Raw genomic sequence first — 17,810 nt, forward strand, 5'->3', positions numbered from 1 at the left:
ACCTCAGCAGCGCGCCGGGCAAGAGGGTGATGCCGTGTGTGCCTAATCGCTGTACACTCCTGGTCATGGCCACGAAGTCTGAGCGCTGGAACCTGCGGGTCACGCCCGCTCAGGACACGATCGTCCGGCGGGCGCTCAGCGCTGCGGGGATGTCGCTGAACGAGTACGTCGTCAGCCGGGCCGTTGCCGCGGCGACCAGCGACTTAGCCGACCGGCGGATCTTCGTCCTCGAGGACCCTGCATGGGACGAACTGCAGGAGATCCTCAATCGGCCCCCCGCACCGAAACCCGCAATCACCGCCCTCCTAGCCGAACCGTCGACGCTCGAAGCCGGGTGAGCCGGTACCACGGTCCGACGCTGCTGTCGGCGGATCACGACGCCGACGACTTCGACTGTGGCGACGAAACCCTCGATCACTGGCTCAAGCACCTCGCCCGCCGGAACCAGCGAGAGGGATCGAGCCGCACCTGGGTCGTCGCCGACGGCGCTCGGGTCGTGGCGTACTACGCCTCCAGCGCCGCTGTGCTGGCTCGCGCGGCGGCAACAGGACGGGCCGGGCGCAACCAGCCCGACCCGCTGCCGGCGATGCTGCTGGGACGCCTCGCCGTCGACCGCGAGCACCAGGGCCGCGGCCTCGGTGCCGCGCTTCTCAAGCACTTCCTTCTGAAGGTGGTCGAAGTCGCCACGCACACCGGAGTCCGCGTCGCCTTGGTGCATGCCGCCAACAATGCCGCAGCCGGCTTCTACCGGCGCTACGGCTTCGAACCCTCGCCGATCGACGACCTCACCCTCATGCTCCTCGTCAAGGACATCGCCATATGAGCAGCCAAAGTCGCATTCCCAGTGGCCGGCCTCGCTGCGGTCCGCCGCGGCGGCGGGGCGCTCGGAGATCGGCCTGTAGGCGCCCAGCGGGCTGGGCTTTCGCGCCGGCCTGCGCGGCCGCCGCGTCGTAGCCGGCGGCGCCGCTCCCGCGCCGCAGCTCGCGGTGCACCGTCGAGCGGTGCCGCCCCAAGCGCCGCGCTGCCTCCTCGACGCTCACGCCCGCGGCGAGCATCTCGATCTGGACGCGCTCCTCGAAGCTGACTCGCTGTGCCATGCTGGACACCTCCATCGGTCGGTTGCGGTTGCTTCCGATCGGCCATCATGGCCGACCAGTCGCAACCACCGATGGAGTTCGCCCTGTCACCAGGCTCAGCCCACGGGCTCCTCTGCATCTCGGGGATCATCGTTGAGTTCCTTGGCGAACACCATCGGGGGTTGTCATGGGTCGCTCAGGCGGGCTGCGGTTGGAAGCCGCGCTGGTGTGCCCGATAAGCAAGCTCTTCGGGCGTGCGGAACAGGCACTCGGACGACGCGACGCCGCAGCTCGTCTCGCTGGTGCGCCGCCGGTACCCGTCGAGCAACGTCACGGGCCACCCGTCCCCGTCCTCGGGCGCTGGCAATTCCCAGATCACCAGAACGAGCCATTCGTCCTCGAAGTCGAAAACCGGCTCAACAGCGAAGTAGCGTACGCACGCCTCGTCGCCCTCGGATTGCAGGGCTTGATTCAGATTCTCAAGTTATCTCGTGTATAGTTGTTTATACTAATATGTCCATTCTGAATGACTCGCCGAGAGGCACAACGCAGCGCCTCCTGCCCGAGCCAGTTGTCCTGAATGGGGAATTCGTTGCCGATATGAGGCCATGGCCTCGAAGATCTCGTCGGCGGTCTTGCGCCACACGAATGGGCAGCGATTCAGGGATTGGCTACAATCGCCCAGATGGCAGTGACGAGTAACGTGGTGTTAGCGGCCGTCACGAGCATCGTGCTAATCGGGATTGGCTCATCCTGCGCTTCCGGATCGCCAGAATACTGCTCGCACCTGCGGGCTAGCGACGAGGCGAAGGCTGCGGCGGATCGGCTTGAAGCTCGCTACGGCAGCAATACCGGCGACTGGCCAGCGGGCGACCTAGAACGATGGATCGAACTACAGGACACCGTGAGCAGCGAGGCCTGGGCCATTTGGGACACCGCGCCGGAATCGTACGATTGGGCCGACGTGCGAAGGGCGTGCCAATAGCGGCCACGCCAAGGCGGGGCTTGTAGCACCCCGCACACCCCGCTGTAACTTGGCGAAGAGAATAGATCTGTATTCGCTTTCCGGCATGACTCCATTCTTGCTTCCAAGTCCAGGAAACGCGAGAGTCGCCAAGGCGACTAGGAGGGTGCGCTGATAGGCGCTGAACAGGGGAGTTGCTGTCCGGGCACAGTGGTGCGAATCGCGCCCCCGGAGACTGGATTCCATCTGTGAGTGTGGCATGACATTCGGGAGTCGCTGATTGGAATTCTCGGTCGGTCATGGCCGCCTATCCGCGAACGCTCTGAACCAGCCAGTCACGCGGAGCGACATTGAATGCCGGGTATGGCGTGCTCGACTTGTTGTCAGCCCAGGATCGTCGCGCATCTAGCGGCGCGGGTTGCGACGAGTTCCAGCAGTCGCTGCGGCAAGTCCGAGTTGATCCTCGCCACATCCTCCTGCTCGATGGCCTGCTCCAGTGCAGCGGGGATCTTCTGTGCGAGCTCGAGGACACGCTGGATGAGGCGCGTCCGGTCGAGGCGGAGTTCGTCGGCGGTCCGCTCCCATGCGCTGCGCCGGTCCGTGCGCCGCAGTCTGTAGTCCCCGCCGACCTTCATGGCCAGGCTGATCTTGTGGGTCCCGGAGTCGTCATAGGGGAGCATCGAGGCCACGTCGTAGAGCGGCGCGAGCCGGACACGGGTCCCAGCGAGCAGGAGGCAGTAGTTCTTGGCGTGGGCGTCGGTGCCGGCGATGACCCAGTTGAACGCCAGAGCGTCGGCAAAACGCCACACGTCGGCCTCTGCGGCGCCCCCGGAAACGCTGGATCGCAGGAGATCCGCGATCTGCGCGGGCGACGGCCCTCCGTCGGACTGGTACTTGCGGGCCGGATGCACCCCGAGCGCTTGGCACAGATCCTCCTGATGGACGCGGATGAGGCCATCGGCGGCGCGCACCCGGTCGAACCGTTCGAGAACGATGGCGGTCTGGTCCTCGAAGATCATCATCCTGCTGCGAGCCGCGTGCAGTCCAGCGATGTCGGCGCAGCGCAGGCAAAGGTGCTCGTTGAGGTCCAGGTGGCCGAATCCGGGCATGGCTGGCTTCAGGATGTGCGACGTGGCTGCGGCCCCCGTCGGTACGCCCCAACGGCCGTCGGAGAAGTACAGCGCTGTCTTGGCCTGCGCGCCGCCGAGGCTGAACCGTCCCGAGAAGTCGGGCCCCAGCCAGGAGGTGGCGTCCGCGCGCAGCGATCGCAGGCGTTGCGCCACCTGCGCCTCACTCTGCTGCGTCACGTCGCCGCCCCGGCTGAGGAGGTCCGCCAGTTCGTTAGGCGGACAGAACTGGACGGCCCCTGCGCAATCTCGACCCACGGGCGTTGCGAGCAGTGGGAACGGCGAGGCTACCGACACCCCGAACCGACGCCCCCAGTGCGCCAGCACATCGGCGTTGTCCGGCAGGAGTCCCCATAGCCAGGGCGCGATACGAGCGTCGCCGTGGCGGCGGACGGCCTGAGGCATAGACACCGACAGCGGGGTCGCCGCGGGATCGATGCCGGTGTCGTAATCGAAACGCAGTGCGCCGCCTGCGGTGCGCTCGATCCGCCCGACCGGACGGCCTTCGAGTAGCACGATCAGCGCGTCAGCAGGCATCAGCCGACCAACTCCGCCAGCAGGGCGTCGATGTCGACGCCGCGGCCATCGGCGGACCCGGGGGCGTCCACCAGGGCGACTGCTAGGTCCAGAGCGCTTACGACCAGCAGCACGCGGCCGACCTCTGCGGTGCGCTTGCCTCTCTCCACCTCCGAAAGCCAAGGGCGGCCCACGCCGGCCCGCGCCGCCAACTCGGCCTGCGACAGGCCTCTGTCCTGGCGCGCCCGGCGGATGGCGGCGCCCAGATCCCGACTGGTTTGCAAGGGTCGCATTCGTGCCTCCGGTCGCCGCGGACTCACCGGCAGCCGCCAGCGAGTGTCTCTGTTGAGAGACAGAAGAGTGCTGTCTCCGTACAGAAACAAACTGTAACTGTCCCTGTTCGGAGACACGGCATTTGTGCGGGCGACTCGCGGAGGGTGTCTTCGCCGGAGACGCCCGCCGGCCCGCCGCACGCGGCCAACACGGCCGCGTCAGGGGCGCCGTGTGCGGCGGCGCTACAGGCCGAGCGCCGAACGGGCCGACTGCGTTACGGGCCCAGGCTGGTGATGGGGAGGACGGTTATGCCGTCGGGGCGGTCATAGGCGTAGCCCGTGGCGCCGATGACGGCAAGTTTGGCGGGAGGGCCGATGCGGTCGGTATCGACCCTGTCGCGCAGGCGCAACAATGAGCGGGCCTCCCACGTCTTCCCGCAGCCCCTCGGCCCTTCGATCACCACCGCAGGCACGCGCGCCAAGGCCTCGGCAATCACCGCGTCGGCCGCTCGCGAGCGGTATCCGGCCGGTGCAAGCGTCGGTTCCACAAGCTGTCCACTCGTCGCCGTCGCCAGCAGTCCTACAGATCGTGACTGAGTTAGCCAACAGTTTATGACGGCACTGTCCTACAGAATGCAGGCACGCTCATGCCCCCCACACCACCGCCGCCCGCATCCGCGAACGGGTAACGGATTCCGGAGGCCGCCCAGCCGTTCTAGCGCCTTCCTGCAAGTGGCGCAAATTTTGGCCATACAATGGTCATATCGGCGTGAGGAAGGGAGGAGCCTATGCCACAAGTGCAGGAGCCGCTGCCCGAGACCATGCCGGCGGGCGAGTTCAAGGCAAAGTGCCTGGCGATCATGGATCGTGTCGCCGAGACCGGCGGACAGGTCATCATCACGAAGTACGGCCACCCGGTGGCGGCGCTCGTGCCCTGTCCCCTGCCAGCGGCCGGCGTCCCCGAGTTGTGGGGATCGTGCAGGGGTGAGATCACCGTCAGCGCCGATCTGACCGAGCCGACCGGCGACGGCGACGAGGACTGGATCGGTGAGTGGGAAGCGGAGTGGGACGAGCTCCTCCCCGAGTTCCCGGAAGCCGACAGCGACACCGCGCCAGCCTCCTAGTGCTGCTCATCGACACCCATGTGCTGCTGTGGCTCCTCGCCGGTGACGCGCGTCTCCACGCCAATGCCTGCGACCTCATCCAGGACGAACTCCGGCGCCAGCGCCTGTTCGTGTCGTCCGCCTCCTACTGGGAACTGGCCCGACTGGTGCAACTCGGCCGGATCGACCTCGGCTGCGACCTGCGGATCTGGCGTGCCCGCCGCAGCGACGCCGGCATCGGGGAGATCCCGCTCGACTCCGAGACACTCATCCTTGCCGAGGACCTGCGCCGGGAGGGCGCTCCGAACGACCTAGCCGATCGGCTGATCATGGCGGGCACCATCTCACGGCGTGGGCGACTGGCCACCGCCGACCGCCAGATCCTCGCCTGGGACGGAACCCTCGAACGCGTCGACGTCAGGCGCTGACGTCGCGCTCCCGCTTCAAGTGCCGCGGCAAAAAGCGGACCGCGGTATGTGAGAGACGCAGCCAACAGATTGGGAGACGGCTGACCTCTGCAGTTCTTCGAACAGATAAGGAATGCGTATGTCTCCGAACAGGAACAAACTGTAGCTGTCCCTGTTCGGAGACACGGCGTTGAGTGCGGGCGCCTCGCGGAGGATGTCTTCGCCGGAGACGCCCGCCAGCCCAGCCGTACGCGGCCAACACGGCCTCGTCGGGGGCGCCGTGGACATAGAGGCGTACCGCTCGGAGGCCGCTGAGGCGGTACGCGGCCAACACGGCCTCGTCGCGGGCACCGTGTGCGGCGGCGCTACAGGCCGAGCCCGGGCGGCGAGGTTGCTGGCGTCGGGGGGGTGACGAGTTCGGCGTCGACGGCGGCGTACAGGTCGAGGACCGCGGGCGCGGCGAACACCCGGTACCGCTGGCGGCCCACGTTGCGCTGAGCGAGGACGCCCGCCTCGACCAGCGTGTTCACCGCCGGTCCGACCCGGCTGGGGTTGACGCCGAGGCGCCGGCTCGCCGAGTCGACGGACAGCACCGGCGAGCCGGGCAGGATGCGCAACAGTCGGGCGACGCTGGAGTCGGCGCGCACCGCCCCGACCTCGGCACGCCACTGCTCCTGCAGGACGGCGATGTCGTCGCCGTAGGCGAGCGCCCGGTCAGCGGCTTGGGCCATCGCGGCGTCGAACAGCCACAGCCAGTCGACGACCGCGGCCGCCCGGTCGGGGCTGTCGGGCGGGCCGACGTGCGCGCACCGCTGCAGCGCCGCCACGTACTCTTCGGCGCGGCGGGCCAACACGACACTCACCGGAGGCACGAATCGCGGCGCTAGGCCGCGGCGGGCCAGCACCACATGGACCAGCGCCCGGCCGGCGCGGCCGTTGCCGTCGCCGAAGGGGTGGATCATCTCGAACTGGGCGTGCGCCAACGCGGCCTGCAGCAGCGGCGGGTGCTCGTCGCCGTTGACGTAGTCGATCAGGTCTTCCAGCAGCTCTGGAACCGCCTCGGACGGAGGGGAGATGAACCGCGCCCCGATCGGCGTGTACTCGCTGCCGCCGATCCAGTTCTGGCGGACGCGGACTTGGCCGCCCCACTCCGGGCGGGGCGAACGGCGCATCAACGTGCGGTGCACCTCCAGCAGGTCCTCCAGCGAGAAGCGATCACCGCGGCGGGCGGCGCGCACCGCGGCGGCCATCGCCAACACGTTGGCGGCGACCTCCTCGGCGAGGCGGTCGCCGGTGTCGGCCTCTCGTTCGATGGCCGCGGTGGCCACCGCCAATCGATCCGCCGACACGCCCAAGCCCTCAATCCACGACGACCCCACCGACTCCGCCCGCAGCAAGAACCGGCCCAAGCCTTCCAGATCCAGGCTTCGCCGGCCGTTCAGAGCGCGCACCGACGCCTCCGCCTCAGCGAGGTTGCCGGCCAGGCGGGCCGGGATCGCAAACTCCCAACCGCACAGCCGGTCCGGCACGAACGCGTCATAGTGCCCCGCCAAGCGGTCCGCCCGCCGCGGCCCCTCGAACAGCGGCGACCAGTAGCCCTGCACCAACTCACCCAACGCTGCGCCCCCTTTGAGTGCCAAACCGCGTGCAACAACAGTTTAACCGTCGGTTTATCCATAACTCGTTGATCCGAGGTGGCACCACGCCCGACTTGTCCCGGAGGAGAGGTGAGGGTCGCGAGCGTTGACGGCCTCGTCGCCGCGCGCCTCGAAGATCCCCCTGAAGAGCGCCGAACGGGCCGACTGCGCTACGGGCCGAGGCTGGTGATGGGGAGGACGGTTATGCCGTCGGGGCGGTCATAGGCGTAGCCCGTGGCACCGATGACGGCGAGTTTGGCGGGAGGGCCGATGCGGTCGGTATCGACCCTGTCGCGCAGGCGCAGCAATGAGCGGGCCGCCCCCTCGACCGCGTCGGGGCCGCCCAGTTTGACCTCGGCGGCCAGCCAGGTTCCGTCGCGCGTCTGGAGGATCACGTCGACTTCCAACTTAGTGTCATCGCGGTAGTGGTACACCGCAGCGTCGTTGACTCCGCCGTAGACACGTAGGTCGCGCACCACGAGCGACTCGAACAGGAAGCCCACAACGCCGAGTTCTCGCAACAGCCGGGAGGGGCCGGCACCCATGGCGGCCGCGGCGAGGGAAGGGTCCACGAAATGCCGTTTCGCCGCTCCCCGCACGGCGGCACGGGACCGCAGGTGTGCCGGCCACTGCGGCACGTCCTCGACGACGAAGAGCCGTTCCAGAGACCGCAGGTACTCCGTGGCCGTGGTGCGGTTGAGGGAGCGAGGGCCGGCGGCGTCGGCGGCAAGCGTGCTGAACGAGGCGGTCGCGGCGACGTTGCGTCCCAAGGACGTGAGCAGCCGCCGCACGCCTGCAGGGTCGCGGCGGACCCCGTCGACGGCGGAGATGTCGGTCCGGCAGATCTCAGTGAGGTAGTCCTCCAAGGCTCGCTGGGCGGTGCTCGCCGGCATCCCGAGGTGGCGGGGCCAACCGCCCCGGCAGATGGCATCGACGATGTCCTCGACGCCGGCGTCGGGGCGCGGCGCGGCGATCCTCTCGCCTCCCAGCAGCGCGCCCAGCGACACGTCACCGGTCGACTCACCGGTCTCGAACAGCGACATGGGCCGCAGGCGCACGCGGGCCATCCGACCCGCACCCGAGTGCCTCGTGTGGTCGTCAGGCGGAACGGCCGAGCCGGTGAGGATGAAGCGACCCCGCCGATTCGTCTCGTCGCAGGCATGACGCGCCTGGTTCCAGATCTCCGGCGCCAACTGCCACTCGTCCAGCAGGCGCGGCTCGGCGCCATCGAGCACGAGATGCGGTGCCACCACGGCGAGCGTTCGGGCGTTGACGTCGCCGTCGAAGAGAACTTCGCTCCGCGCTGCGTTGCGGGCCGCCCACGTCTTCCCGCAGCCCCTCGGCCCTTCGATCACCACCGCAGGCATGCGCGCCAGTGCCTCGGCAATCACCGCGTCGGCCGCTCGCGAGCGGTATCCGGCCGGTGCAAGCGTCGGTTCCACAAGCCGTCCAATCGTCGTCGTCGCCGGCTATCCTACAGATTGTGACTGAGTTGACCAACAGTTTATGACGGCACTGTCCTACAGAATGCAGGCACGCTCACGCCCCCACACCACCGCCGCCCGCATCCGCGAACGGGTAACGGATTCCGGTCAGGGTGCCGTCGCCGGCGTTTCGCCCAGCCGATGCCGCAGCAGCGCCACGAGCAGGGCGCCGGTGATGGCGCCGTAGACGGCTCCCAGGACGGCCCAGCCGGCGACGCCCTCGGTGACTCCCGCCGTCAGGCCGGCCACGATCCAGCCCACGGCGCCGGCGAGCACCCACCGGCCCGCCCGGGCGAAATGCGGCCGGAGCAGGCGCCACTGCAGGTAGCCGACCGCCGTCCCGTACAGGACCGCCGCCGAGACGCCCGCAACGTCGGCGCCGAACGCCCGACCCGCCTCGGCATCGCCCACGGCGCCCGCCGCCAGGCCCGCCAGGATGCCCGCGAGGATGCTGGCGACCGCGACGACGGCTCCCCCGACGATGCCGGCGCCAACCCAGCGGCCCGACCGGCCGACATGCCGCCGCAGCGCCGGCCATTGCAGCACGGCCGCCGCAGTACCGCCCACAGTCACGGGTGCGAGCACCGTGATGCCCCCGGACGACCCCACGAGCGATTCGGTGAGACTGCCGACGGAGAAACCGGCCGCGCCGGCCAGGATCCACCAAGGCAACATCCACCAGTTCACGGGGGCCATTCGTCGCACGGCTGTCAAGTCTGGCGTCTCCCGCGTCCCGACCCTCGACCGCCGGCGGCGAGCGGGCCGTTCCACGACCGCGGCCTCAGCGACCGCGGTCCCTATTCCGACCATGGTCTATTCCGGCCATGGCGTGCACACCACTTGGGCAGCAACGTGACGTCGAGCCGCACCAGGACCGTCCACGCGCTGTGTTAGCTTGCCGCGAGTTCTTGTGATCGCTTCGTTTGGGGGTGATTCGACCGTGGACCGAGCGCCATGATGCTCATATCGATACAGAACAAGTTTCCCCACGGGAGTCTGCTGGATCTGAGCGACCAACTATCGGAGGACCAGGTCCGCCACGCCGTCTCGATCGACTACCGGGATCCCATTGTGGCCCTCGTCCTCGGACTCCTCTTCGGGCCCCTGGGCGTGGATCGGTTCTACAACGGTGACGTCGGACTCGGGCTCGGCAAGCTGTTCACATTCGGCGGGTTCGGAATCTGGGCCGTCGTCGACCTGTTCCTCATCATGAACGCCGTGCGGAGGAAGAACCTGCAGAAGCTCCACACGGCCATCGGGATCGCACCGCCAACGGCGTAGGCACGCTCGTCCTGGCGGCGTGGCCACTGGCAGGCCGCCGGGGCCAGGATCGCTCCGCGACCGGCGTCGAAGCGCTCGCCTTGGCGGCGTTCGCCGCTTGCAGGCCGCCGGGGCACGCCGCCGACCACGTCGCTTGGATGTGACATCGGTCACACCCGATGGACGCTGGGGGCCCGGGCGGCTCAACAGCGGCGGTGAGTCTTCCTGACCTGGGGTTTTGTAGGTGCGAGCGCGCCCCGATCCAGCCAATCATCCGACCATTTTCCATCGAATCCGAAAATACTCATACTGACGTGGTTATTCAGTTATAGACAAACTATAGTATAACTAGAAGTAATCAAGAGTGGCGCAGCCACCGCAGAGACGGCCGGGCCACTCGGGGGAACGTAAGAGCGGAGGTGATGGGCAGATGGACGGCGATCGGAAGCGCAACGCACGGGCGAGTGCCGGCGCTGCGGTTTCCAAGTCAACCGGCGCCGGTGCCGGCGCTGTACTTCCTGGGTCAAGCAGCGCCGATCTGGCTGGCTGCGACCGGGTGGGTGTTGCACGGGTCCGTGAGTGGGCGGTGCTGGGCGAGTGGTTGGCGTCGCCCCCGCCGCTGCTGCACAAGGTCGACCTGGAGGTGTTGCGGGAGCGACTGGTGTTCATGGGGCGGGCGCGGGCCTCTCTGGCGGCGTTGGAGGCCGACGTGGTGGCCGAGGTGGCTCGGCGGGAGGGCGACGCCGCCGCCGAGGAGACGCTGCGGCGCACTCAGAAGCGGTCCCGGGCCGGTGCCCGCAAGGCCGTCAAGGTCGCCGCGCAACTGGAGTGGGCGCCGCGGGTGGCGGGCAAGCTCGCCGACGGCGCCATCACACCCGAGGCCGCCGGACTGATCCTGGATGCGGCGGGTGAGACGCCGGTGGACCACGGTGTCCTGCTCGAAGCCGCCGAGGAAGAGCCCGACGACCTGTTCCGCAAGACCCTCAAGGAGCACGTCAACGAGCGCACCAGCGAGCAGGAGCTCGAGGCGCGCCGGGAGGGTCAGCGGCGCCGGCGCCGCGCCTCGATCAGCGAACAGGCCGACGGCATGTTCCACCTGTTCGCCCAGTTCGATCCCCTCACCGGCAATCAGGTCCGCAACGCCCTGTTGGCCAAGGCCGACGAGCTGTTCCGCAACGAGGACTCCAAAGACCGCCCGACGTCGCCGCAGCGGTTTGCTGATGCGCTCGCAGAACTCGTCTGCGACAGCGACGGCGCCGGCGCGCCGGCGGGTGTGGAGTTGATCGTGCTCGCCGACTACGACCAGGTGCACGACGAGATCGCCAACGCCCGCCTCGCCGACGGCACACGCCTCACCGAGGCCGAGGCTCTGGCAATCGCCTGTGACGCCAAGATCCTGCCGGGCATCTTCAACAAGCACACCGGCAACGCCCTGCTGGGCCGCTCCCAGCGCAAGATCCCCAAATGGCTCCGCAAGCAACTCATCGCCCGCGACGGCGGCTGCATCGGCTGCGGCGCCCACCACAAGATCTGCCAGGCCCACCACATCCGCCACTGGAAACACGGCGGCCAGACCACCCTCGAGAACACCTGCCTCCTCTGCTGGCGCTGCCACCAAGTACGAGTCCACCAACACGGCGAAGAAGTCACCCGCCGCCCCGACGGACGACTCACCCTCGCGCACCCCACCGACGACTCGGGCACCGAGCCGCCCACGCGCCCGCCGCCACACGACCGCCACCGAACCCACCACACAGCGATCGCCGTCCGGGCCCTCACCTGACCGGGCAGCCCCTCACGCCAGGCCTCCCAACGGTCGGCAGACCCTCGGTCGCTATAGTGGCCGCGCCGCCGGCGGAAGGGGTCCCCGATCGTGGCTGAATCGCTCGGTATCGACCACCTCCTCGAACTCTCCGGGACCGAGATGATCCTCGGATTCCTGACCCCGCTGTTCATCTTCGCGGCGTTCTTCCTGGCACAGGTCCTGCTCCCGGCGATCCGGGTGCCCGGCTACGCCATTGATCCCGCGACCGGCGAACCCCGGAGATACCGCCTGAACGGCCTGCTGGTCTTCGCCATCGCAATCGTCGTGTGGGCCGTCGGGTTCGCCGGGCTGCCGCGCGACTGGTTCTACCGGTCCTCTCTGTACGCCGTGGCGGGCGGCACCGGCCTGTGCGCCCTCATCGCGGTCGCCGCGGTGTTCAGCCAGCCACGGGGCGACTCGAGGAATCCCCTCTCGGGACTGTGGGCCGGGCGCACCCGGGAGCTGTCACTCTTCAACAGCCGCTTCGACCTCAAGATGTACACCTATGTCGTCGGCGGGGCGATGTGGGCGCTGAACGCCCTGTCCGGCGCCGCCTACCACCACGAGCGCTTCGGCGACGACGCCAACCCGGGCGTCTACCTGTACGCGGGGTTCCTGACGTTCTACGTCCTGGACTACTTCGTCTGCGAGCGTGTCCAGCTCTACACCTACGACATGATGCACGAGCAGGTCGGCTTCAGGATGCTGTGGGGCGGCCTCATCTTCTACGGGTGGCTGTTCATCCTCCCGCTGTGGGGCATGGCCGCCCACCCCCACCCCGGCATCTCCCCCGCCTGGACGCCTTTCTGGCTCGCCGGGACCGCCGTGCTGTTCCTGGCGGGCTGGGGCATCTCGCGCGGCACCAACATGCAGAAGTACACCTTCAAGCGCTGGCCCGACCGCAAGTTCATGGGGATCATCGAGCCCGAGCACATCCAAGCCGGCGAGCGCAAGATCCTGGTCAACGGCTTCTGGGGTGTCGCCCGCCACTTCAACTACATGGGCGAGTGGACCCTCGCCCTGGCGATCGGCCTCGTCTTCGGCCACCTCGACATTCTCTGGGCCTGGACCTACACGATCTTCATCCTCGGATTCTTCACCTGGCGCCAGATCGCCGACGACCAGCACTGCGCCGAGAAATACGGCCCCGAGAAGTGGGCCGAATACCAGGCACGGGTGCCGTACCGGATCTTCCCCGGCGTCTACTGAGACCGACTCCTGCCCAGGTGGCGGCCACTGGGAATCGTCGGCGACGGCATCAGCATGACCTTCGGCGGCCACGAGCCGATCACCGCGCCGGTCGCCGGGGTGACGCGTCGGCACAGATGGGGGCAGTTCGATTCCCCCGAGTGGAGGTGAGCGGACTCGAACCGCCGACCTCTTCGTTGCGAACGAAGCGCTCTAGCCAGCTGAGCTACACCCCCGAACGGGCTACGGAGTGTACCGGCGGCCGCCGGCGCTGCTGCGCCGGGTCGGCCCCGGTGGCGCCGCCCCTAGCCTGCTGCGGGTGCGCCGGATACCCGATCTCTGGTGGAACGTGCTCGGCTACAGCCTCTGGGCGGTCGGGTGCCTGCTGTTCGCGGTCGCCGCAGCCCGCGACGGCGACCCCGTGTCGCTGATCGCCGGTCTGATGTTCCTGGTCGGCGCCCTCGTCGTCATCGGGCCGCTGGTTCGGGCCTCGCGGCGCCACGAGCGGGACGGCGACTGAGCAGCTCCGGCACCGCACGGCGCCGTGTGGAAGTGCGCGGCGCCGGGTCAGGGCCGGCCGCGCGACGATGCGAGGAAGCTGACTGCGGCTTCCTCCGCCGGGGACTGCGGGCGACCCCTGTACGGATCCGCCGCCGTCCTGGCCGAGGCGATGTCGGTGACCTTGGCGTGGCGCTCCAGGACGCGCCGCTGCCGGCGGGCCAGAGCGCCGACGTATCCCACGAGCAGGATGTCGACGAGCACGTGGACCGCGATCATGGCGCCGGCGGCGGTGAGGACCGCCACCACCAGCGTCACGATGGCGACAGCCAGGAGGCCGATGAAAATGTTGCGGCGGCGCACGCGGGCACGCTCGCGCTGACGCCGGGCCAAGCCGTCCCGATCCACGCCGAGGCCCGGAGGAACCAGACCGGGACGGCGCGGCGCGGAAAGCTGCACCACGCTCGTGAGTGGAACGACATTGTTGTAGCGGGAGGAGCCCGAGAGAAGCGGCGCGCCCGACGAATACTTGCGATCAGTCTGATAACGGGAAAGGCGTCGTAACCCACTTGGCGCGAGGACGGCCAACCACACTGCTGCGAGGATCAGGGCTGTTGTCACGAGAGTAGGCACCGGGTGTCCTACTACAAGTATGTCATTTGGCGGATCCGTAGTTGTGGATATCTCGCTTCTGCTCATTGCGTCCCGATGTGCGAGGTCGTGAGCGAGGGGCCCGGTCCGCGACTCAACCGTTGGCGAGCACCGGAGAAACTATCGCGCGAGAACTTCCCCCATCGGCGGATTTCCCGCACAAGAGTTGGAAAACAGCCACGTCAATGGGGATTTCGTGGGGATTTGCCCGTGGTCGCGAGCGTTGCCGCGGCAGGCGCCGGGATTCCCCCGCCCAACCGGGGGCCGACGTTCAGGTGATGCCGTCGCGGTGGTAGGTCCCCGAGCGCCCGCCGGTCTTCTCCCAGAGGCGCACGTCGCTGATGACCATGGAGCGGTCCAGCGACTTGCACATGTCATAGATGGTCAGCGCCGCCACCGTGCAGGCGGTCATGGCCTCCATCTCCACGCCGGTGCGGTCCAGCGTCTCGACCTCCGCCTCGACGTCGATGTGGCTGTCCTCGATGCTGAAGTTGACCAGCACCGACCCCACCAGCAGCGGGTGGCAGAGCGGGATGAGGTCGGGCGTGCGCTTGGCGGCCTGGATGCCTGCGACCCGGGCGACTGCCAGCACGTCCCCCTTGCCGATGGCGCCGCGGGCCACCGCCGAGGCGGTCTCGGAGGTCATGTTCACCCTCGCCCGGGCGATGGCGCGCCGGTGCGTGGGTTCCTTGGCCGAGACGTCCACCATGCGCGCCCGGCCCAGCGGATCGAGGTGCGTGAACCCCAGATCGCTCATTGCGACGGACCGAGCGGCGGCCCTCAGCCGCCGATCTGGGACATCGACCGGGCGGGGCGGACGAAGTGCACCTTGCCGATGCTGTGGCCGGCCCACTTCTCCCCCACCGCGCCCCGCACGATGTCAGCCAGCTCGTCGTCGCCGGCACCGCTGCGCAGCGGGCCGCGCAGGTCGTACTCCTTCAGACCGAAGAGGCAGTTGCGGAACTGGCCGTCGGCGGTCAGGCGGATGCGGTCACAGGACCCGCAGAACGACCGGGTCACGCTGGCGACGACGCCGAAGAACCCCTGCCCGTCGAGGTAGCGGAAGCGGCTGGCGGGCTCGGAGCCCTGCCGGTGCGCCTCGAACGGGTGCACCGCGCCGATGCGCTCGGTGATCTCCGCGAGCGAGACGACCGAGCCGGCGCGCCACCCCTCCTCGGCGTCCAGCGGCATGTACTCGATGAAACGCACCTCGACGCCCTTGCGGCGCCCGTACCCGGCGAAGTCCAGGATCTCGTCGTCGTTCTGGCCGCGCATGACGACGACGTTGACCTTCACCGGGTCGAGCCCGGCGGCCAGGGCGGCGTCCACGCCGTCGAGCACCCGGTGCAGATCGTCGCGCAGGGTCAGCTCGCGGAACCGCTCGGCGCGCAGCGAGTCCAGGGAGATGTTGATCCGGCGCAGGCCGGCGGCGGCCAGATCCTCGGCGAGCAGACCCAGCGTGGCGCCATTGGTCGTGAGGGCCAGATCGGTCCCCAGCGGTGTCAGCATCGCCACCAGGTCCGCCAGGCGAGCCCGCACCGTGGGCTCGCCGCCGGTGAGGCGGATGCTGTGCACCCCGAAGCGCTCGACGAGCAGGCGGGTGACGCGCTCGATCTCCTCGAAGGTCAGCAACTCCGACCGGGGCAGCCACTCCAGCCCCTCGGGCGGCATGCAATAGGTGCAGCGGAAGTTGCAGCGATCGGTGACGGAGATCCGCAGATCGCGGTGCACCCGACCGAAGGTGTCGACGAGTTGCTCCGCCATCCCCTCAGACTACCGGAGCCTCCGGCTGCGATGCCCATCGCCCCGCCAGCACGCCCGCGCCAAGGGGTCGCTCCGTCACCGCAGCCGGCCCCCGAACTCAATCCTGACGGCGCGCCTCGTGCAGGCGGATGAGTTCGACGGCATCGCCGCGGTCGGCGCCGTGCCCGTCAGGCAGGACCGCCAGGCCGTTGGCGGCTGCCAGGGACGAGAGCTGGTGCGAGCCCTGACCGCCGGCCGAGCGCACCTCGTAGCGGCCCCGGCGGTACGACCAGACCACGCGGGCGAAGTGGATCTTGCCGTCGGGATGGCGGCGCAGCGGGGCGGCGGCGGTCGCCTGCACGCGGGGGCGGTGCAGTTGGCTGTGTCCCATCATCCGCCGCAGGGCCGGGCGCGCCAGCAGCTCGAAGGACACCATGGAGCTGACCGTGTTGCCCGGCAGGCCGAACACCGGCGTGCCGCCCACCAGCCCGAAGGCGAAAGGCTTGGCCGGCTTGATGGCCACCTGCATCCAGGACATCTCTCCCATCTCCTCGAGGACCACCTTCACGCAGTCGTAGTCGCCCATGCTGACGCCGCCGCTGGTGAGGACCGCGTCGCACGTCGCCGCGCCGCGGGCGATGGTGGCCCTGATGACCTCGGGCTCGTCGCGCACCAACCCCAGGTCGACGCCTTCCAGCCCGGCCTCGCGCACCAGGCTGAGCAGCGAGTAACGGTTGGAGTCGCGCACCTGCCCGAGCGCCAGCGGCTCGGAGCTGTCAACCAACTCGTCACCGGTGGATATGACCCCCACGCGGGGGCGGCGAACCACGCTGATCGCATGGATGCCCAACCCGGCCAGCACACCCATGTGGGCCGGTTGCAGGACCTCGCCGGGCTCGAAGACGACCCTGCCCACCTCCAGGTCCTCTCCCGCCCTGCGGACGTGGTTGCCGACCGGGACGCTGACCTCGGCCACCATCCGGCCGCCACCGTCGAGCGCCCGGGTGCGTTCCACCATGATCACCGCGTCGGCGCCGGGCGGCATGGGGGCACCGGTCATGATCCGCACCGCCTGGCCCGGCCCCACGGCCACATCGGGCGCCCTCCCGGCTGCCAGCGTGTCCACGACCTCCAGGGTCACCGGGGCCGCCGCGGTGTCCGCGGAGCGGACCGCGTAGCCGTCCATGGCCGTGTTGTCGAACGCCGGGACCGCCTCGGCGGCGGCGACCGCGCCGGCGGTCACGTGGCCGAGAGCCTCGACCAAAGGGAGCGTGAGCGTCGGCAGTGGTGCGCAGCGGTCGATGACGACCTGCTGCGCCTCGGCGAGGGGGATCACGAAGTCGTGGCCTGCCGGCGCGTGAAGACGTTGGGGAGCCTGGCTTCCTCTCCCCTGGCGAGCCGCACGATATTGCGCCAGTGCATCGCCACGATCACCAGCGCCACGGCCGCCAGCATCACCGGCTCCCACCACCCCACCGAGCCGAGCACCACCTGGATGCCGACGCCGACCGGCAGCAGCGGGACCGCCACGAGCGAACCCACCGACGGGCGTCCCGACCACTTGGTGACGATGAGGAACAGCACGACGGCGCCGAGCGCGGCGAACGACCACATCGCCAGCGACACGCCGCCGTAGGTGGCCACGCCCTTGCCGCCGCGCAGGCGTCGCGTGAGGGGCGCGATGTGGCCCAGTACCGCCGCCACGGCGCAGCCCATGGCGACCGGCCGCCCGGCCAGCAGCAACGCCACCAGCGTCGGGGCCAGACCCTTCACCAGATCGCCGAGGAGGACCAGGGCGCCGGCGCCCCGCCCGGCTACCCGGTACATGTTGGTCGCACCGGGATTGCACGAGCCCTCGTTCATGGGGTCGTGGCCCACGAGGCGACCAACCAGGTGCGCCGTCGGGAAGGTCCCCAGCAGGTACGCGAGGGGGACCAGCAGCCACCATGCACTCATGGCGACATGTTAGATCAGTCGGTCCTCCCCGTCACGGGCGAGGTGCGCCGGGGCGCTTCGGGTTACCGGACCGTCGCCGGGTCCCCGCATCGGGCCGCGGGCGTGGCGCCGAGCGGCCGTCGCT

Annotated in this window: 21 protein-coding genes and 1 tRNA gene; 8 read left to right on the forward strand and 14 right to left on the reverse strand. The window is 69.2% G+C overall.

Translation table 11 applies throughout. The features are described 5' to 3' along the window. The first annotated feature begins 65 nt into the window (after nt 1-65). The gene (locus OXG55_00070) at nt 66-338 is read left to right on the forward strand and encodes a DUF1778 domain-containing protein (GenBank protein MCY4101654.1); all 273 of its coding nucleotides are present in this window, start codon (nt 66-68) and stop codon (nt 336-338) included. After that, the gene (locus OXG55_00075) at nt 335-823 is read left to right on the forward strand and encodes a GNAT family N-acetyltransferase (GenBank protein ID MCY4101655.1); all 489 of its coding nucleotides are present in this window, start codon (nt 335-337) and stop codon (nt 821-823) included. The genes OXG55_00070 and OXG55_00075 overlap by 4 nt, the downstream gene beginning before the upstream one ends. On the opposite strand, the gene OXG55_00080 is transcribed toward OXG55_00075, so the two are convergent. The 5 genes from OXG55_00080 to OXG55_00100 all read right to left on the reverse strand — a co-directional run bounded on the left by OXG55_00080 (nt 804) and on the right by OXG55_00100 (nt 4,452). Beyond that, nucleotides 804-1,097 (reverse strand): helix-turn-helix domain-containing protein, encoded by a 294-nt coding sequence (locus OXG55_00080; GenBank protein MCY4101656.1) that lies wholly within the window; start codon nt 1,095-1,097, stop codon nt 804-806. The genes OXG55_00075 and OXG55_00080 overlap by 20 nt on opposite strands. A 175-nt stretch (nt 1,098-1,272) precedes the next feature. Continuing rightward, nucleotides 1,273-1,410 carry a hypothetical protein gene (locus OXG55_00085; GenBank protein MCY4101657.1) on the reverse strand — a complete coding sequence of 46 codons (138 nt, stop codon included), beginning with the start codon at nt 1,408-1,410 and terminating at the stop codon, nt 1,273-1,275. 1,013 nt (nt 1,411-2,423) lie between these two features. Next, nucleotides 2,424-3,704 carry a type II toxin-antitoxin system HipA family toxin gene (locus tag OXG55_00090; GenBank protein ID MCY4101658.1) on the reverse strand — a complete coding sequence of 427 codons (1,281 nt, stop codon included), beginning with the start codon at nt 3,702-3,704 and terminating at the stop codon, nt 2,424-2,426. Then, nucleotides 3,704-3,976: a helix-turn-helix domain-containing protein gene (locus OXG55_00095; protein MCY4101659.1), complete on the reverse strand. Its 273-nt coding sequence runs from the start codon at nt 3,974-3,976 to the stop codon at nt 3,704-3,706. Before OXG55_00095 ends, OXG55_00090 begins: the two co-directional genes overlap by 1 nt. A gap of 254 nt (nt 3,977-4,230) precedes the next feature. Then, nucleotides 4,231-4,452, reverse strand: a complete 222-nt coding sequence (locus OXG55_00100; protein MCY4101660.1) for a hypothetical protein — start codon at nt 4,450-4,452, stop codon at nt 4,231-4,233. Nucleotides 4,453-4,743: 291 nt separating this feature from the next. On the opposite strand from OXG55_00100, the gene OXG55_00105 reads away from it, so the two are divergent. Next, nucleotides 4,744-5,079: a type II toxin-antitoxin system Phd/YefM family antitoxin gene (locus OXG55_00105; GenBank protein ID MCY4101661.1), complete on the forward strand. Its 336-nt coding sequence runs from the start codon at nt 4,744-4,746 to the stop codon at nt 5,077-5,079. After that, a complete protein-coding gene (locus OXG55_00110; GenBank protein ID MCY4101662.1) occupies nt 5,079-5,486 on the forward strand; it encodes a type II toxin-antitoxin system VapC family toxin in 408 nt (135 codons plus the stop codon). The genes OXG55_00105 and OXG55_00110 overlap by 1 nt, the downstream gene beginning before the upstream one ends. Nucleotides 5,487-5,830: 344 nt before the next feature. Here OXG55_00110 and OXG55_00115 read toward each other — a convergent pair whose 3' ends face one another. From OXG55_00115 to OXG55_00125, 3 genes are all read right to left on the reverse strand, one after another. Further along, on the reverse strand, nt 5,831-7,081 hold the full coding sequence (locus tag OXG55_00115; GenBank protein ID MCY4101663.1) for a Fic family protein: 1,251 nt from the start codon (nt 7,079-7,081) through the stop codon (nt 5,831-5,833). 191 nt (nt 7,082-7,272) lie between these two features. Further along, on the reverse strand, nt 7,273-8,544 hold the full coding sequence (locus tag OXG55_00120) for a DUF4143 domain-containing protein (protein MCY4101664.1): 1,272 nt from the start codon (nt 8,542-8,544) through the stop codon (nt 7,273-7,275). A 150-nt stretch (nt 8,545-8,694) separates the two neighbouring features. After that, nucleotides 8,695-9,282, reverse strand: a complete 588-nt coding sequence (locus OXG55_00125) for a hypothetical protein (GenBank protein MCY4101665.1) — start codon at nt 9,280-9,282, stop codon at nt 8,695-8,697. A 261-nt stretch (nt 9,283-9,543) separates the two neighbouring features. On the opposite strand from OXG55_00125, the gene OXG55_00130 reads away from it, so the two are divergent. The 3 genes from OXG55_00130 (at nt 9,544) to OXG55_00140 (ending at nt 12,859) form a co-directional block, all read left to right on the forward strand. Further along, nucleotides 9,544-9,867: a TM2 domain-containing protein gene (locus tag OXG55_00130; GenBank protein ID MCY4101666.1), complete on the forward strand. Its 324-nt coding sequence runs from the start codon at nt 9,544-9,546 to the stop codon at nt 9,865-9,867. A 535-nt stretch (nt 9,868-10,402) separates the two neighbouring features. Continuing rightward, a complete protein-coding gene (locus OXG55_00135) occupies nt 10,403-11,629 on the forward strand; it encodes a DUF222 domain-containing protein (protein ID MCY4101667.1) in 1,227 nt (408 codons plus the stop codon). A gap of 90 nt (nt 11,630-11,719) precedes the next feature. Continuing rightward, complete coding sequence (locus OXG55_00140; protein MCY4101668.1) at nt 11,720-12,859, forward strand: DUF1295 domain-containing protein; 1,140 nt, start codon at nt 11,720-11,722, stop codon at nt 12,857-12,859. A gap of 141 nt (nt 12,860-13,000) precedes the next feature. On the opposite strand, the gene OXG55_00145 is transcribed toward OXG55_00140, so the two are convergent. After that, a tRNA-Ala gene (locus OXG55_00145) sits at nt 13,001-13,074 on the reverse strand. 14 nt (nt 13,075-13,088) lie between these two features. On the opposite strand from OXG55_00145, the gene OXG55_00150 reads away from it, so the two are divergent. Further along, nucleotides 13,089-13,358 carry a hypothetical protein gene (locus tag OXG55_00150; protein ID MCY4101669.1) on the forward strand — a complete coding sequence of 90 codons (270 nt, stop codon included), beginning with the start codon at nt 13,089-13,091 and terminating at the stop codon, nt 13,356-13,358. A 47-nt stretch (nt 13,359-13,405) separates the two neighbouring features. On the opposite strand, the gene OXG55_00155 is transcribed toward OXG55_00150, so the two are convergent. The 5 genes from OXG55_00155 to OXG55_00175 all read right to left on the reverse strand — a co-directional run bounded on the left by OXG55_00155 (nt 13,406) and on the right by OXG55_00175 (nt 17,686). Next, the gene (locus tag OXG55_00155; protein ID MCY4101670.1) at nt 13,406-13,798 is read right to left on the reverse strand and encodes a hypothetical protein; all 393 of its coding nucleotides are present in this window, start codon (nt 13,796-13,798) and stop codon (nt 13,406-13,408) included. Between the two features lie 460 nt (nt 13,799-14,258). Further along, nucleotides 14,259-14,744 carry a cyclic pyranopterin monophosphate synthase MoaC gene (gene moaC, locus OXG55_00160; GenBank protein MCY4101671.1) on the reverse strand — a complete coding sequence of 162 codons (486 nt, stop codon included), beginning with the start codon at nt 14,742-14,744 and terminating at the stop codon, nt 14,259-14,261. A 23-nt stretch (nt 14,745-14,767) separates the two neighbouring features. Further along, nucleotides 14,768-15,751 carry a GTP 3',8-cyclase MoaA gene (gene moaA / locus OXG55_00165; GenBank protein ID MCY4101672.1) on the reverse strand — a complete coding sequence of 328 codons (984 nt, stop codon included), beginning with the start codon at nt 15,749-15,751 and terminating at the stop codon, nt 14,768-14,770. Between the two features lie 97 nt (nt 15,752-15,848). Next, nucleotides 15,849-17,066, reverse strand: a complete 1,218-nt coding sequence (locus OXG55_00170; GenBank protein ID MCY4101673.1) for a molybdopterin molybdotransferase MoeA — start codon at nt 17,064-17,066, stop codon at nt 15,849-15,851. Beyond that, nucleotides 17,063-17,686, reverse strand: coding sequence for a glycerol-3-phosphate acyltransferase (locus OXG55_00175; GenBank protein ID MCY4101674.1), 624 nt, complete (start codon nt 17,684-17,686; stop codon nt 17,063-17,065). The genes OXG55_00170 and OXG55_00175 overlap by 4 nt, the downstream gene beginning before the upstream one ends. Nucleotides 17,687-17,810 lie beyond the last annotated feature (124 nt).

The sequence above is a fragment of the bacterium genome (assembly GCA_026708055.1).
Taxonomy (GTDB): domain Bacteria; phylum Actinomycetota; class Acidimicrobiia; order Acidimicrobiales; family CATQHL01; genus VXNF01.